Source organism: Aestuariispira insulae, assembly GCF_003385955.1.
Lineage (GTDB): Bacteria > Pseudomonadota > Alphaproteobacteria > UBA8366 > Aestuariispiraceae > Aestuariispira > Aestuariispira insulae.
Map to the genome: position 1 here is coordinate 129,952 of NZ_QRDW01000008.1, position 15,435 is coordinate 145,386.

The 15,435-nt window shown below is 57.8% G+C and carries 14 protein-coding genes; 4 read left to right on the plus strand and 10 right to left on the minus strand.

All coding sequences use genetic code 11. The features are described 5' to 3' along the window. Nucleotides 1-167 precede the first annotated feature (167 nt). Genes DFP90_RS17070 through hemC form a run of 3 tightly spaced genes read right to left on the minus strand, consistent with a single transcriptional unit; the run spans nt 168 to nt 4,682 of the window. The gene (locus DFP90_RS17070) at nt 168-1,370 is read right to left on the minus strand and encodes a heme biosynthesis protein HemY (RefSeq protein WP_115937727.1); all 1,203 of its coding nucleotides are present in this window, start codon (nt 1,368-1,370) and stop codon (nt 168-170) included. Then, complete coding sequence (locus DFP90_RS17075) at nt 1,367-3,775, minus strand: uroporphyrinogen-III synthase (RefSeq protein WP_181905422.1); 2,409 nt, start codon at nt 3,773-3,775, stop codon at nt 1,367-1,369. The genes DFP90_RS17070 and DFP90_RS17075 overlap by 4 nt, the downstream gene beginning before the upstream one ends. Then, nucleotides 3,768-4,682 (minus strand): hydroxymethylbilane synthase, encoded by a 915-nt coding sequence (gene hemC / locus DFP90_RS17080; RefSeq protein WP_115937794.1) that lies wholly within the window; start codon nt 4,680-4,682, stop codon nt 3,768-3,770. The genes DFP90_RS17075 and hemC overlap by 8 nt, the downstream gene beginning before the upstream one ends. Nucleotides 4,683-4,755: 73 nt before the next feature. Here hemC and tsaD point away from each other — a divergent pair, with 73 nt between their 5' ends. Further along, entirely contained in the window at nt 4,756-5,778 is a 1,023-nt protein-coding gene (gene tsaD, locus DFP90_RS17085; protein WP_115937729.1) for a tRNA (adenosine(37)-N6)-threonylcarbamoyltransferase complex transferase subunit TsaD, read from the plus strand. An 18-nt stretch (nt 5,779-5,796) separates the two neighbouring features. Beyond that, nucleotides 5,797-6,795, plus strand: a complete 999-nt coding sequence (locus tag DFP90_RS17090; RefSeq protein WP_115937730.1) for an NAD(P)H-dependent glycerol-3-phosphate dehydrogenase — start codon at nt 5,797-5,799, stop codon at nt 6,793-6,795. 117 nt (nt 6,796-6,912) lie between these two features. Here the strand turns inward: DFP90_RS17090 and DFP90_RS17095 are convergent, their stop codons facing one another. Together DFP90_RS17095 and DFP90_RS17100 are read right to left on the minus strand one after the other, a co-directional pair. Continuing rightward, nucleotides 6,913-7,497, minus strand: a complete 585-nt coding sequence (locus tag DFP90_RS17095; protein ID WP_115937731.1) for a hypothetical protein — start codon at nt 7,495-7,497, stop codon at nt 6,913-6,915. A 92-nt stretch (nt 7,498-7,589) separates the two neighbouring features. Beyond that, nucleotides 7,590-8,291, minus strand: a complete 702-nt coding sequence (locus tag DFP90_RS17100; protein WP_115937732.1) for a TetR/AcrR family transcriptional regulator — start codon at nt 8,289-8,291, stop codon at nt 7,590-7,592. Between the two features lie 129 nt (nt 8,292-8,420). On the opposite strand from DFP90_RS17100, the gene DFP90_RS17105 reads away from it, so the two are divergent. Beyond that, nucleotides 8,421-9,737 (plus strand): aspartate aminotransferase family protein, encoded by a 1,317-nt coding sequence (locus tag DFP90_RS17105; RefSeq protein WP_115937733.1) that lies wholly within the window; start codon nt 8,421-8,423, stop codon nt 9,735-9,737. Nucleotides 9,738-9,761: 24 nt separating this feature from the next. Here DFP90_RS17105 and hslO read toward each other — a convergent pair whose 3' ends face one another. The 3 genes from hslO to DFP90_RS17120 all read right to left on the minus strand — a co-directional run bounded on the left by hslO (nt 9,762) and on the right by DFP90_RS17120 (nt 12,895). Continuing rightward, the gene (gene hslO / locus DFP90_RS17110) at nt 9,762-10,688 is read right to left on the minus strand and encodes an Hsp33 family molecular chaperone HslO (protein WP_115937734.1); all 927 of its coding nucleotides are present in this window, start codon (nt 10,686-10,688) and stop codon (nt 9,762-9,764) included. A gap of 76 nt (nt 10,689-10,764) precedes the next feature. Continuing rightward, nucleotides 10,765-11,679 carry an ornithine carbamoyltransferase gene (gene argF / locus DFP90_RS17115; RefSeq protein WP_115937735.1) on the minus strand — a complete coding sequence of 305 codons (915 nt, stop codon included), beginning with the start codon at nt 11,677-11,679 and terminating at the stop codon, nt 10,765-10,767. Further along, on the minus strand, nt 11,672-12,895 hold the full coding sequence (locus DFP90_RS17120) for an aspartate aminotransferase family protein (RefSeq protein WP_245957105.1): 1,224 nt from the start codon (nt 12,893-12,895) through the stop codon (nt 11,672-11,674). Before DFP90_RS17120 ends, argF begins: the two co-directional genes overlap by 8 nt. A 174-nt stretch (nt 12,896-13,069) precedes the next feature. On the opposite strand from DFP90_RS17120, the gene DFP90_RS17125 reads away from it, so the two are divergent. Continuing rightward, the gene (locus DFP90_RS17125; RefSeq protein WP_115937736.1) at nt 13,070-13,237 is read left to right on the plus strand and encodes a DUF3012 domain-containing protein; all 168 of its coding nucleotides are present in this window, start codon (nt 13,070-13,072) and stop codon (nt 13,235-13,237) included. A gap of 54 nt (nt 13,238-13,291) precedes the next feature. On the opposite strand, the gene DFP90_RS17130 is transcribed toward DFP90_RS17125, so the two are convergent. Further along, the gene (locus DFP90_RS17130; RefSeq protein WP_147301044.1) at nt 13,292-14,569 is read right to left on the minus strand and encodes a hypothetical protein; all 1,278 of its coding nucleotides are present in this window, start codon (nt 14,567-14,569) and stop codon (nt 13,292-13,294) included. A 67-nt stretch (nt 14,570-14,636) separates the two neighbouring features. Next, nucleotides 14,637-15,431: an ABC transporter permease gene (locus DFP90_RS17135; RefSeq protein WP_115937738.1), complete on the minus strand. Its 795-nt coding sequence runs from the start codon at nt 15,429-15,431 to the stop codon at nt 14,637-14,639. Between the last annotated feature and the right edge of the window lie 4 nt (nt 15,432-15,435).

Here is a 15,435-nt window from a genome sequence, read left to right on the forward strand (position 1 = left end):
TTTTTTACTGTGACGACGATCACTGAACATTGCCCGAGATGCTGCTAGGTTAGCCCTGTCAATTCGGAAAAGAGTCTCAGGAATTTTTATTCCCTTTCCTCAAGGTTAACCTGCAGAAACCGGCCCTCCTCAGGCCGGTTTCGTCTTTTGGGGTCGAGGAAAACCGCTCAGGGCGCGGCGGTCTCCCCGTTTTCACCGGCATAGACCGCCCGATTCAGCCATTTGCGCGCTTCTTTCATGTCGCCATGTTCCCGTTCCTCCAGCTCCGCCATCAGATGGCAGACCCGTGGGCTGATTTCAGAATCGGGCAATTGGTTCAAATGATTGCGCGCCTCTCCCCAAAGGCCCGCATCCAGAGCCACGCGGGCCAGGGCGATATGGCCCTCGCTGGAGCCGGGTTTGAGCGAGAGCAGATGCTCGAACCGCTTGACCTGTTTCAGAGGATCCTGGTCGGCGGCAATATCCCGATAGGTTTTGGCCAGCAGCGGGTTTGGATTGCGTTTCCAGGCCTCTTCAATGGCCTTTTCCGCTTTTTTGACCTTGCCGCTGCGGGCCAGCAGGCGGGCCTGGGTGGTGATCGCCACGGTCAAATCGGGTGAGAGCTTATTCGCCTGGGTCGCCAATCTGAGCGCCAGGGCACTGTCGCCTTCATCGCGGGCCGCGCGGCATTGTTCCATCAGCAGTTGGGCCTTGCGCTCCTTGCCGTCCTCTTGACTGATGGCCTTTGCTTTGATGGCTTCGTCGATCGTCCGGATCGCCCCGGCCCAGTCCGCCGATTTGATCTGCAGGTCGACCAGTTCCTTCAGTACCCAAGGGGTGTCCGGCCGCAGGTTATAGGCCTTGCGTGCCAGCATCAGGGCTTCTTCCTGATTGCCGGTTTTTGCCGCCTGCATCATCAGGCCGCGCACGCCCAGGAAAGCGGCATCTGGATGATCCAGCATGGCGTTGAAATAATTTGCTGCCGCCTGGTCATCGCCATTCAGCTGGGCCGACTGTGCGGAGAGCAGCATGGTCAACGGCGGGTCATCCAACAGGGCATTCGCTTTTCTGGATTGTTTGCGTGCCTCCAGCCGGTCACCGGCGGCTACGGCGACCAACCCCTGGGTAAGGGCCTTGTAGCCGCGTTCCCGGCGCGATAACGCCCGGTTCTGTTTAAATTTGCCCGGCGCGGATTTTGCCGAACGCCAGAAATTGTAGCTTATCATCAGCAAAAGGCTGACCCCCAGCAACAAGATCAGCATGACACCGACAGAGGTGTCCAGGCGCCAATCCTGCCAAGTGACTGTCACCTGACCGGGTTGGCTGGCCAGCCAGAAAGTGATCGCGCCCAGTACGGCAATTTTAAGAAGAAACAGCAGGCCTCTGATCATTCTGTATCTCCAGCAGGTTCAGCAGAAACCGGTGTCGGTGCGGTCGGAGCACCCTCCTGAATGATCTCCCGCGCCAATTCCTCCGCAGTCTTCGGGGCGGCGGCCAGCGCCAGATTATGGACCGCGATCCGGCGCAACTCGGATAGTGCGCTTTCCGCCTCGATCCGACTATTGGCGGCCTTCAGCCAATCGGCGATAAGCGGTGTGGTGGATTCAAGCGGGCTCAAGGCTGCGACCGCGCCCGGCAGGTCATCCTGCCTCAGGGCATTTTCCGCCAGGCTTTCCGGCGGCAGGTCCGCAGCGGCCCCGGTGGGGCGGATATGAACCAGATTCTTGATATTGGCCAGGCTGGCATCCAGCCAGTTTTCCAGGCTCGCCTCCTGAACGGGATCCCGAAGCTCGGTCATCATCTGTTCAAACCGGCGGTTCAGTTCCGTCCGGGTTGGCAGGCCGCCTTCCGCATAGGGGGCCAGTTTGGCCAAGGGGGTATTGAGATCAGGCAGATTGCGCGCCAAAGCCTGCAGGCTGGTCAGACTGCGATAATAGGGCTGTCCGGCGACCAGCTCACTTTCCATCTGGCCGACGGCAATGACCAGGGCCACTTCCCTTTGGTCACGGCTGCCGGGCGCTGATTTCAAACTGGAAAGTTGAGTTTCTGCTGCCTGCAACCGGCTGGACAGGGCTTCCAGCCGGGCGGCGACCGCGGCTGTTTGCTCACCTTGCGAGGTGACAGCCTGGCGCAGGGCGTTTTGGCTCTCCAGTCCTGCCGAGCGGCGCGCTTGCAGCATTTCGGCCATGCGGTCCAACCGGGTTTCCAGGGCGCTGGTATCGGCTTGGTCGCTTTTCGCGGTCACGCTGGTCCGTGACACCGTATCGAGGGCAACAACCTGCAGTTCCAAATCTCGGATGCGCTTTTCAACGGCCTCCAGATCGGTGATTGCGGCTGATGGGTCGGTTCCGACCGGTCGGCTTTCCAGGGATAACAATCGCTCGTTAACCTCACCGAGACTGCTCTTGAGCGAGGCGATCTCCTGGTCGGCCTGGTTGGACCCCGGCTTGGCAAACAAGTTGGGGGCGAATTTGGACAAGCTGGGATGCAAGCTATTGCGGACTGTTTCCCCCCAATAGGGCTGGGTAACCAGGGCTGCGCCCATGCCTGCGGACAACAAGAGCGCCAGCCAGGCGACACGACTGCCACCGCGTTTGATAACGGTTATTTCATTGGCCGGCATGTTTTGGGCCTGAATGGTCGTGTTGCCGGAGGCCGTATTTGACGTATCCGTTGCGCTCTCATTCGCAGGGTGAGCCTCGTCCTTGGAAGGAGCTGTTGCCTCTTGCGCTTCCGGTGCCGGGTTTGCGGCAACAGACATGGTGGCGATGGCGATCAGGTCAATGCCATTTTCGGCAGCCGCCCGCTGGATATCATCCAATCTGTTTTCGGGGATATGGTTGCGCTGTTTCCAGCCCTGCACCGTGCTGACGGCAACATCCAGTTTGTTGGCCATGGGACGAATGCCGCCAAAAGCCTCAATCAGGGCTTCGGCGTCCAGGTTCAGGGCCTCATCATTGCCGGTATGATCACTGCCAGCACGATCATTGTCGGTGCTTTTTTCCTTGGCCCGATCGGGTGCCTGATCATCGGTGTTGTTTTTCTTGTCGTCCGTCATGTCCCGATCCCTGTCTTCCCCATTCAATATCTTGTCCAACTTGGCCAAAAGCAAATCACTATCCGGCCGGTCCACCACGATCACCGTCGCCCATTGGCTGGGTGTCAATTTGTCGGCGACCGCCTGGCTGAGGCATAAGGCGGTGCATCCGGCCAATTGAGAGGATACCCCCGCTTCGGTCACCAAGGCCAGCAGGGTTTCTGCCGTTCTGGGAGAAAAAAGCGGAATAATGCAGCCTTGAGGCGATTTTATGGCATCTAAGGCGTTTTGGCTTAACCGATCCGCCTTGCCTGCGGAATAGAGCACGGCCCGGCGGATTTCAAAACCCGACCGGCCCAACTCACCTGCCAGATCACCGGCCAGCGCGCTGCCGGCCGCATGCAGGAATGCCCCTTGGTTGGGAACGCATTTGTCCCGGATCATGTCGGCCAGAGCCTCGACATCGCCGGCGGCCACATGCACTTTTTTGAAACCGGCCTCGCGGGCTTCGCGGGCAGAGGCCGGGCCCACCGCATAAACGCTGTGATCCCGCCTTTTTGTCAGGCGGGTAAAGGCCCGCACCCCGTTGGCGGATGTGAAAATCAGGCCCTGAAGGCCGTCCAGTTCAAGCTTCTCGTCCAGATACCCGATGGTCAGCAGCGGTTCGAGAACCGGTTGCGCACCGGCCCGTGCCGCCGTTGATGCCAGCTCTCTTGCATCTTCTGTCGGGCGGGTGATCAAGACCGGTCGCTTAGCCAAAGAAATCATCTCCCATCAGGGCCTTCAATTCCCGTCCGGCATCAATGCCCATGGCTTCGGCTTCGTCCGGAGGGCCGAGCCGTTCCGCCTGATAACAAAGAGTGCCTTCCGGATTGGCGACCAGGGCGCGCAGACGCATCTGCCCATCCGGGGTGAATTCCGCCAGTCCGGCAATGGGGGTTCGGCAGGACCCGTCCAGGGTGGCCAGCATGGCGCGTTCGGCGGTGACCCGGATGCGGGTTGGTTCATGGTTCAAGGCGCCGAGCCAGTGGGCCACCTTTTGGTCGCCCTTGCGATAGGTGATGGCAATGGCCCCCTGGGCCACAGCGGGCAGCATGAATTCCGGTTCCAGGGCGCTGGAAACGACATCGGTTTTATCCAGGCGGTTGAGACCGGCCATGGCCAGAAGGGTGGCATCGGCCTGGCCTTCCGCCAGCTTGCGCAGTCGGGTCTGAACATTGCCGCGGAAGGTAACGACCTCCAGATCCGGGCGTTTCAACTTGATCTGGGCCTGACGGCGCAGGGAGGAGGTGCCGACCACCGATCCGGCGGGCAGGTCTTCCAACCGGGCGGCCTTGGGGCTGATGAAGGCATCGCGCACATCCTCACGCTCCAGAACGGCGCCAAGTGCCTGATCGCTGGGGATGCTGGTTTCCAGATCTTTCATGGAATGAACGGAAATATCCGCCCGGCCATCGGCCAGGGCTTCGTCCAGCTCTTTGGTGAACAGGCCTTTGCCGCCGACTTCGGCGAGCGGGCGGTCCAGGATCTTGTCACCGGTTGTGGTCAGTTCCACAATCTCAATGGTCAGATCCGGGAAAGCAGCCAACAGGCGGTCACGGGTTTCATAAGCCTGGGCAAGGGCGAGGGGGGAGGCACGGGTGCCGATTTTCAGAATCTCGGTCATGGAACCATATTTTTTTGGATTTTCTTTCACCAACCTGTAGCGCATTCGGCCCGGATAAGCTACACCCAAGCGCATGATAGTTTTGGGAATTGAATCCTCCTGCGACGAGACCGCCGCCGCCGTCGTGCGCGATGACCGCACTATTCTTTCCAACGTGGTTCTAAGCCAATTGGATGAGCACCGGCCCTATGGTGGCGTTGTTCCCGAAATCGCAGCGAGAAGCCATCTTGATTATATGGATTCCATCACCGACCAGGCCATGAAAGAGGCCGGGATCGGTTATGAAGACCTGGACGCGGTCGCCGTGACTGGCGGGCCTGGATTGATTGGCGGCGTGATGGTTGGTGTGATGACCGCCAAGGCGATTTCGCTGGCGCGCCAGCTGCCTTTTGTCGCAGTCAATCATCTGGAGGGTCATGCGCTGACAGCCCGGCTGAATGGCGACGTGGAATTTCCCTATCTTCTTCTGCTGGTTTCCGGCGGCCATTGCCAGTTGTTGGCGGTGGAGGGGGTCGGGAAATACACGCTTTATGGCCGCACGGTCGATGATGCGGTGGGCGAGGCCTTTGATAAAAGTGCCAAGATGATGGGGCTGCCCTATCCCGGCGGGCCCAATCTGGAAAAGATGGCGGCCAAGGGGGATGCGTCCAAATACGACCTGCCGCGCCCGATGAAGGGGCGCCCGGGATGTGATTTTTCCTTCTCCGGTCTGAAAACGGCCGTGCGCCAGCAGATCCAGAAATTGCCGGAAGAGGGTCTGACCGACCCGGTGGTTGCTGATCTGTGCGCCTCTTTCCAAAAGGCGGTCGGCGATGTTCTGGAAGACCGTGTCGGGCGCGCGATCGCTCAGTTCAAACAGGATTACGGCGATGGCCATGCGCTGGTGGTCGGCGGCGGTGTTGCGGCGAACACCCATATCCGGGGTGTGCTGACCGGCCTTTGTGCGCGCGAAGGCATGCAATTTGCGGCCCCGCCGATACACCTATGCACCGATAATGCTGCGATGATTGCCTGGGCGGGGTTGGAACATTTCCGTCTGGGCCATCAGGACAGTCTTGAATTCGCGCCGCGCCCGCGCTGGCCGCTGGATCAATAACCGGGAGGCGAAAACAGCATGAAGGCAAATTCCGTGGCGGTGATCGGAGGCGGCGCATTTGGTACTGCCTTGGCCTGTGTGGCCCGGAAGGCCGGGAATGATGTCTGTATCTGGGCACGAAACCAGACCGTTGTCGCCGATATTAATGAAGGACGCGGCAATCCGCTGTATCTGCCGGATGTTTCTCTGGAAAGCGGGATCACAGCCACCACGGATATGGCCGAAGCCCTGGAGGGTGCACAGGCCGTGCTGCTGGTGGTGCCGTCCCAGCATCTGCGGGAAATTGCTGAAAGAATGGCGCCTCATGCATCAGGTAAGGCCGTGGCGCTCTGTTCCAAGGGCGTGGAGCGTTCGACTGGAAAACTGATGAGCGAGGTGGCGGCGCAATGCCTGCCGGACAGCGGGATCGCGGTTTTATCGGGGCCGACTTTCGCCCGTGAACTGGCCTTGGGGCTGCCCGGGGCGGTGACTCTGGCGGCGACGGAAGAATGGGTTCAAAACACCATATTGCAGACCGTCGGCATCCCCACTTTTCGGCCCTATGTCAGCAATGATGTGGTCGGCGCGGAAATCGGCGGTGCGGTGAAAAATGTCCTGGCCATTGCCTGCGGGATCGTAACGGGGCGAAATCTTGGTGAAAATGCCAGGGCTGCCCTGGTGACCAGGGGGCTGGCCGAAGTGATGCGTTTGGCGGTGAAACTTGGCGCGCGTGCGGAAACGGTCATGGGGTTAAGCGGTCTTGGCGATCTGACCCTGACGTGCAATAGCCCGCAATCACGCAATATGTCCTTTGGGATAGAATTGGGGCGGGGTCGGACCGTCGCGGAAATCCTGGCCGAACGCCGGGCGGTGACGGAAGGGGTCTGGTCGGCCGAATCAGTCTGCGATCTGGCGGATAAGCTGAAAGTGGACATGCCCATCTGCCAGGCTGTTAACCGGATCGTAAGTCTAGATGCGGATATTGAGAAAACCATATCGGATGTGCTGAACCGCCCGTTCCGCCAGGAACATGGTTAACCCACCGTTCTTGGCATTTTTGTCAAAAACTGGCCGGGCGGTGCAGGGAAGGGCTGTTCAGCGCAACCCTTCTGATCCTGCAGACCCAAGTTGTTTAAGATCGGCCGGATAGCCCCCTCAATAGGTGAAGCCCTTCAGATAGGTTTTGATATTGGTGACCAACTGGCGATCCAGGTCCGTCATCAGTTGTTCGGTGAAATCATACCAGATATCGGACCGTTCATTCAGGCTGACATCTTCCGGAACGGTGGTGGAACGGCGCACGACCGTGGTGGTTTCTGCCATGGTGCCGCTGGGGTCTTCCGTAACGATCTTCATCTCAATCGTGCCGTCATAACGTTCCGACTGGTCGGTGGTAAATGCACCGGTGAGGCCGTCTTCGGTTTTCAGAGCGGTTTCAACAACGGAGGCATCGGAAATGGTGACCGTGGCGACACCCCTGGTGCCGGTGGCCTTGAGCCGGTCGGTGGCCCAGCGGGCTGCCGTTTCCAGCGGGGAGACCGGGAATTCCAGTTCCACATGGGGAGCGGCCGGGGACGGCTGATAGGCCTTGATCACTTTGATCTCGGCGACATTCAGCTCAATCACGCCCAGATGACCAAAGGTCAGGTCGGCATATTGCGGCTGGTCGATCGCGGTTTCACAGGCGCTGAGACCGGCCAGTGCGAACAGGCCGACAAGTCCGGAAACAATTTTCTTCATGGTATTACCCCAAGAATATAAGAACCCTGACAAACACTATGCGACGGCGCCAGAAGGCTGGCAAGGGCGGTAGAAGAGATGCCTTGAAATTGTCAAATTCCCTTAAAGTCTTGTTTTTTCTTGTCTAGGCTGCGGACCAGCATCTCGATCAAGGCATGATAGGCTTCTTCCATGGGGGCCTCGTTGCCGCTGGACCAGCGGGTGACAAAGGCTTTGTCCGTCATTTGCGTCCTTAGCGATGTCAGATGCGGAAACTCTTGCTCAGACAAATCATCCAACCGTCGTAATATGTCTGATTTCAGAGCTTTGCCGCTGTTTTTCGGTTGTGGTGAGAATTCCAAGGTGACAAATCCGATGAAAGCCCCTGAGAAACTGTTATAGGCATCAACGATTGCCTGTCCAGAATAGCCGGCGCCGGCAAGCGCCTCAAGAATCGCTTCGACAAAACCGAAATTCACACCTGCGTTGGAGGTCAGATCGGCACCAAGCAGAGGGGAGATGTTGGGATGGGCCTTAACAGCGCCCCGGTAATCAAGGGCGATTGCAAGGAGGCTTTGTTGCCAGGTCAGTCCGCTGGTATCGGGCGGCAGGTTTTCCAGGACCTTTTCAACCACTTTTGCCAACAAGTCGTCCCGGCTGCCGATATGCCACAAAACAGCCGTCGGATAGACATTCATTGCCTGTGCCAGCCGGCGAATTGAGAATTTCCCGAGGCCCTCTTCATCAATCATAGCCAGTGCATGGGCAGTGATGTCGCATTCCGTAAGTGCCGTTTCCGAGGCTTTTAATGTCATCTTATGCCTATTGGTCCATGTCTGGGATGAGTGGAGATCATAAGGCTCAATTGTACGCTGTACAAGGGGGCGGTGTTCCTGTATTTAAATCTCTTGTACGCCGTACAATAAGAAAGGAAATGCGGGAAAATGGATCACGGTAATGGTGTTAGGCTGGGCCGGGCGCTAGCCGGTGCGCGGGCGCGATATGTTGATCGATGCCCAAAATCCTACCAAGCCTTTCAAGAGGCTCTGTCGGTTATGCCTGGCGGGAATACACGGACAGTTTTGTTCCATGAACCCTATCCCTTTCGTGCGGCAACCGGTGAGGGGAGCTGGCTGATTGATGCAGACGGCAACCGGTTGCTGAACCTGTTGGGAGAATATACGGCAGGTTTGTTTGGCCATGACCATCCGGAAATTCAGCTGGCGATCCGCACTGCTCTGCAAGGCGGTATTAACCTTGGGGCCCATCATTCAATAGAATCAAAATTCGCTCAGCTGCTGGTTTCTCGCTTTCCGGCATTGGAAAAAGTCCGTTTCACAAATTCAGGAACCGAAGCCACGTTAATGGCGCTGACGGCGGCCAGGGCTCATACGGGCCGTGACAAAATTCTTGTTTTTGAGGGCGGTTATCACGGTGGTGTTTTTCTGTTTAAGCCGGATATATCAACAAATGCCCCCTTCTCCTGGGAGGTCTGCCCGTTCAATGATGTGAAAGCGGCTGTCACGGCGATCCGATCGCTGGGGCCTGAATTGGCGGCGGTGATGGTGGAACCCATGCTGGGGTCCGGAGGCTGTGTCCCGGCCAGGCCCGATTTTCTCGCCGCGTTACGGCGTGAAAGCGATGCGGCTGGTTGTCTTTTGATTTTTGATGAGGTGATGACCTCCCGTCTGGGGGAAGAGGGTGGACAAGGGCTCTATGGCATTTTCCCCGACCTTATGACTGTCGGCAAATGGATTGGCGGCGGCATGTCCTTCGGGGCTTTCGGCGGCCGTGCGGAAGTCATGGATCTTTTTGATCCGAGGCGGCCCGATGCCATCGCTCATGCGGGAACATTCAACAATAATGTACTGACCATGCATGCCGGCGTGGCGGCCTTGGGCAGGATCTATACAGCAAAACATGCATTCCGGTTTAATGCATGGGGGGACAAGATCCGCGAGAGGCTGAATCAGACCGCAATTGATCTGGAGATACCGTTCCAGATATCCGGTCTGGGGTCGCTCATGTGCCTGCATCCGGGCGCTGGCCCGATAGAAAACTATCGGGATGTGATGCGCCGGGATGATCGATTGCGAGAATTGGTCTTTCTCGATTTGCTTGAAGAAGGATATTACATCGCACGGCGGGGGTTTATCGCTCTGTCCCTGACATTGACGCAACAGGAAATTGATCGCTTTGTCGATGCTTTTCGCCGGGTCCTGGAGCGGCGATCAGACCTTCTCAGGGAGCATTTGCCGTGATAAGATCAGCAGGCCGTATAGAGCCTAGGCTTGGTCGCGCCGGGCTGCCTTAAGGGCGTCTACATCATTGGGGGTGAAGTCAAAGCTGACATTGCAAAACTCGCAATTGACCGAGATTTTGCCGTCGACCATGGCATGGTCCAGATCATCGTCCGGCATGCCCATGAGGATGCCCGCGATCCGGTCCCGCGAACAGCGGCAGCCCACATCCAGCGGCCTGGGGTCATAGACCCGCACGCCATCTTCATGGAACAGGCGATAGAGCATGCCATGGGCGTCCAGGCGCTCGTCCAGCATCTCATCCGCCGTGGCGCTTTTCATCAAGGTGACCGCGCGCACCCAATCTTCCTGGGTTTCCTCGTGCGTTTTGTCGCCGCTTTCTTCCGGCAGGCGCTGCAGCACAATGGCGGTTGCACGCCATTGGCCGGACGGGGTTTTGCCTGCGGCCAGATGGGTCTTTGACGCAAACTGTTCGGATTTTTCGAAATAATTGTCGATGCTGTCTTCCAAACTGTCACCGACCAGCTCCACAATGCCCTGGTAGCGCTCCATCTCGGCACCCTGGTCCACGGTGAAGGCCATATAGCCCTTGCCCAGCAGATTTGGCACAGGGGCGGCGCGCGCTGCTTCCTCGTCGGCAATCTCACCGCTCAACTGGGCATAACCCCGAATGTCGCCATTGGTGGTGACATCGGCCACCATCATGGAAACCGGACCATCGCTTTTGATCTGTAGGGTAAAAATGCCGTCATATTTGAGCGCGGTCGCCATGCCGGCCCCCAGGGCTAGCAGTTTGCCCAGCAGGGCACGCACGGATTCAGGCAGGTCATGGCGGGTGACGATGGTATCGATGGCGTTGCCAAGACGGACCAGGCGGCCATTGAGACCACTGGCATCGATCATGAAGGGCTGGACCAGATCGTCGGTCATCTGAAAATTACTGTCGGACATCGCTCAATACCCTGAAAAAGTGAGGGGCGCTCTATAACAGAGCGCCCCATGATACGCAATATCACCTTAAATAGGCTTAAAGCGCGCCCATGCAATAGGCCAAAACGCCTTTCTGGGCATGCATGCGGTTTTCCGCCTCGTCCCAGATGACCGATTGCGGGCCGTCGATCACACTTTCGCTCACCTCCTCGCCGCGATGGGCAGGCAGGCAATGCATGAAGAGCGCATCCGGATTGGCCAGGCTCATGATATGGTCATTCACCTGGAAGGGCTGCAGCAGGTTATGGCGTACCGGCGCGTCCTTGTCGCCCATGGAAACCCAGGTGTCCGTTACAATGCAATCCGCGCCCTCGGCGGCCGGTTCGGGGCTGTTATAGATCTCGATCTTGCCGCCTTCTCGCTTGGCCCATTCCAGAACATCCGCCGGCGGCGGCAATTCTTCCGGCACGGCCAGGCGCAGGGTGAAGTCAAACCGCACGGCCGCATGGATCATGCTGGTGGCCATATTATTGCCGTCACCGGACCAGGTGAGGATCTTGCCCTTGATCGAGCCGCGATGCTGTTCATAGGTCATCACATCGGCCATCAGCTGGCAGGGATGGGTGCGGTCGGTCAGGCCGTTAATCACCGGCACGGTGGCATATTCCGCCAGTTCCAGAAGTTTTTCCTCTGTTGTGGTACGGATCATGATGCAATCCACATAACGTGACAGCACGCGCGCGGTATCGGCGATGGATTCGCCCCGGCCCAGCTGGGATTCAGACGGGGTCATGACCACTACTTCGCCGCCCAGCTGTTTCATGCCGACATCAAAGGAAATGCGGGTCCGGGTCGAGGGTTTTTCAAAAATACAACCCAGTACCTTGCCTTCCAGCGGACGTTCGGCCCCACGGGCATTGCCTTTGCGGAAAGCATTGCCGGCATCGAGCATGGCGCGCAGCTGGGCTTCGGAAAATTTGTCCAGGTCCAGAAAATGTTTCGGTTCAGTCATTGGTTCTAACCTTCCTTCGCGCCTGCGCGGCGGCAACTTTGTCGAGGATGGCGATGGCGTCATCCACATGGGAATTTTCAATGGTGAGTGGCGGCAGGATTCGGATCACATTATCCGAAGCCCCGACCAGCAACAGGCCTTCCGCCTTGGCCGCCCCGATAATGTCACCATTGGTGATCGCATCTGTGCATTTCAGGCCCAGCATCAGGCCAAAACCTTTTTTCGCTGTGAAAATCGTCGGATGGCGCTCCACCAATCCGGCCAGTTTCTGGTCAAGATACCCAGAGACGGCGATCACATGATCCATGAAACCATCCCCTTCCAGGACATCCAGAACCGCATTGGCGACCGCCATGGCCAGCGGGTTGCCGCCAAAGGTGGTGCCGTGGGTGCCGGGGGTCAGGCCCTGGGCGGCGTCATTGGTGGCCAGGATGGCGGCGACCGGGAAGCCGCCGCCGAGCCCTTTGGCCGTGGCCAGCGCATCGGGCTTGATCTCCGCCCATTCATGGGCCCACATTTTGCCTGTCCGTCCGTTGCCGCACTGGACTTCATCCAGAATCAGGAGCAGGCCAAATTCATCGGCACAACGGCGCAATTCCTTCAAATATCCCATCTCGGCGGCATTGATCCCGCCTTCGCCCTGGATCGGTTCGACCAGGATGGCGGCGGTTTCTTCGGTGATGGCTGCACGCAGCTCGTTCATATTGCCGAATGGTACATGGTCAAAGCCTTCTACCTTCGGCCCGAAACCTTCCAGATGTTTTGGATTGTTGGCCGCCGAAATGGTCGCGAGCGAGCGCCCGTGAAAGGCACCGCTTGCGGTGATGATCCGCCAGCGCTGCGGGTTGCCGGTGACAAAATGATAGCGCCGGGCCAGCTTGATCAGGCCTTCCAGCGCTTCCGCGCCGGTATTGGGGAAGAAGGCCACATCGGCAAAGCTGTGGGCGGTGAGGCGTTTGGCCAGGCGTTCCTGATCCTCAATATGATAGAGGTTGGAAACATGCCACAGTTTGGCAGCTTGATCCTGCAGGCATTTCACCAGATGCGGGTGGCAATGGCCAAGCGCATTCACAGCAATGCCGGTATAGAAATCGAGATATCGTCGGTTCTCCGCATCGAAGAGGTAAACCCCTTCGCCCCGCACCATGGTCTCTGGGAACCGTGCGTAGGTATTCATCACAGCCGTCGGCTGTTTTGCGGTGTCGTTGGAGGACATGACCTTAATATCTTTCCTTATACTGCATGTTGGTTGAAATAAGTGAAACGCGAGGAATGACGGGCTTTTCACGTCCTGTCAACGAAGCTTTCCGCAATTCTGTCAAAAAGGGACTGAACGGATGGGGTTTTTTAGTGTATTGAGGTAGATACTGAGAAACTATTGGGGGTTCCCATGAAAAAATTGACCTTGGTTTTGATGCTGGCATTCACAGGCGCCTTCCTGACGGCTTGTGAGCCCGAAATGGGCAGCAAGGAATGGTGTGAGCAGTTGAAGGAAAAACCGAAGGGTGACTGGTCCGCCAATGAAGCGGCAGAGTTTGCCAAGAGCTGTGTTCTCTGACCGAATGATCAGAGCGCTTTAGCGGCTTTTTGAAAAAGCGAGAAAGGGAGGCGGTCAGGCCTCCCTTTTTTCGTGGCTGCTCATGATGGCGGCTTTATCTGCCTCAGCGGAGGTGTGATCGAAGAGATCGTCAAAGGCTGCGATCTCAGCCAGATCGCCAGCGGAAAAGTCGGGCAGGTTTGTTTCGCACCAATGGCGGGCTTGGAACAGGGCGGCCTGATCCACGAACCAAAGATGGCGCTGGCTTTCCGCCATGCGTAGGCGGATCAGTTGGGCGACTTTTTGCAAGAAGTCGCGGCCCTGATCCCGCGAAAAACAGGTAACCGCAGCATATTCGATGCCGCCCGGGCCGAAATCAGGGCGAAGATATCGGGCATAAACCTGGTTTTCCACCGTTTCGGCCAACCGTTCGAGGGAGGTCTTGGCCACCAGATCAATATCCATGACCGTGATTCCGCAGCCATAATGGTCGATGATCCGGTCTCCGATCAGAAAGCGGGTACCGGCATAATAGGCGGCCTTCTCAACCGCAAAGGCGGCGCTGTTATGATGGGAGAAGCGCAGATCAATCCCGGTTTTACCAGCCTTGGAACGTAAACCGGCAATTTCCTCATTTAAACTGGCCTCATCCGGATCCATGATATGGAGATGCAGGCGACAGCCATCCGGTAGCTTACCGGCCAGTCCGGCAATGAATTCAGCAGCGAACCGCCGGATGTATTTTGCATCGGCGGCTGCAAAGAAAACCGGGCCGTTGCCTGTGGCCCCATCCAGCCAGGTGATTTCTTCCAGCGGGCGGGCGGGTTCTTTCCCAATCAGGCATTGATCGACCGCGTCCGGGTCCATCAGGTTGACGCATTGCAGATAAGTGGTGGAGAGGTTCATGTCCGCCTGATCGAGGTTGAGTGCAGCGCCTTTTTCCAAAAAGCCGGTTTTCGCCGCCATCAGGCTCTCAAGCGCTTGATCTGTCTCACCCAGAGCCAGTTGGCAATGACCCAGATAATAATCGACCAGTGGGCGGTAATGGGATTCTGACGGCCAGCTATCCGCCAGGGATGCCAGTGCGGGCAGCACCTCGTTATTGGCCAGCAATATCAGGGCATCGCACAGCATGGAACCTGCGTCGCCAAAGGCATTGTCCCGTTCTTCCGCCAAACGGTCGATGCCGTCTGTCTGCCCGCTTAGAACGCCGCAGACAAACAGGCCGGTCCAGGCGCTGCGGTCCTGGTCCTTCGCTGAAACGGCAGCCTGGAAAATTTGGGCGGCTTGAACCACCTGGCCCTTGGAGAGCAGGTTCCAGGCGTCATCAATGGAAAAGAGAGGTTTGGGCATGCCGGTTTCCGGGACTAGGTTCATATGGATCAGCAGCGTAACAGAGGGCATGCCCCCTGACCATGGTTCAGCTTTTGATCCGGTAGCCGCGTTTCAGGCAGATGAAGGCGGCAACCCACATGATGATCGCCGTGAACCAAGCGACCAACATGCCAAGCTCCGGCGGGTTGTCCTGATAGCCTGTCATGGCATAGCGGAACCCGTCGATCATGTAGAAGATCGGATTGAACAGCAAGGCAATCTGCCATTCGCCGGGCAGGGCGTTGAGGGGGAAGAAGGAGCCCGACAACAGAACCAGGGGGGCCAGGATGAAGACTTCCTTGGCGGAAAGGCTGTCCCATTTATCGGAAATGATAGCGGACAGGATGCCAAAAGCGGTGAAGGCGATGCTGGCGGCAGCAAAGAAGCCGAGCAGCAATAGCGGGTTTTGCGGGATGACGACGGTGCCGAACAGGCAAAGCGCGCCCCAGACCGTAAGCGCGGTCAGGGCCGAGACCACGAATGTCGAAACTGTATAGGACAGCAACCATTCAAAGGCATTGAAAGGTGCGCTCAGGAAATCACCGATCTGGCCGGAAAGCTTGTCATCCATCAGGGAGAAGGCACCGGATTCAAAGGCTTTTTGCATGGCGGCGGACATCATCATGCCGGGAATCAGGAATTCCAGAAATCCAATCTCGTCAAAAGTGATCATCTTATCGCCTGCCGCCAGCAGGAAGACAGCGGCAAACAGGGCGGCTTGAAGGGCTGGTCCGAAGACGGTGTAGCGGAAGAAACGCCATTCACGGGCAAGCTCGCGCCGGATGAATGTGGTGACCCCCATCTGGTTCAAAATGCCATATTTTCGGGGGGCTTCAATCATCCTG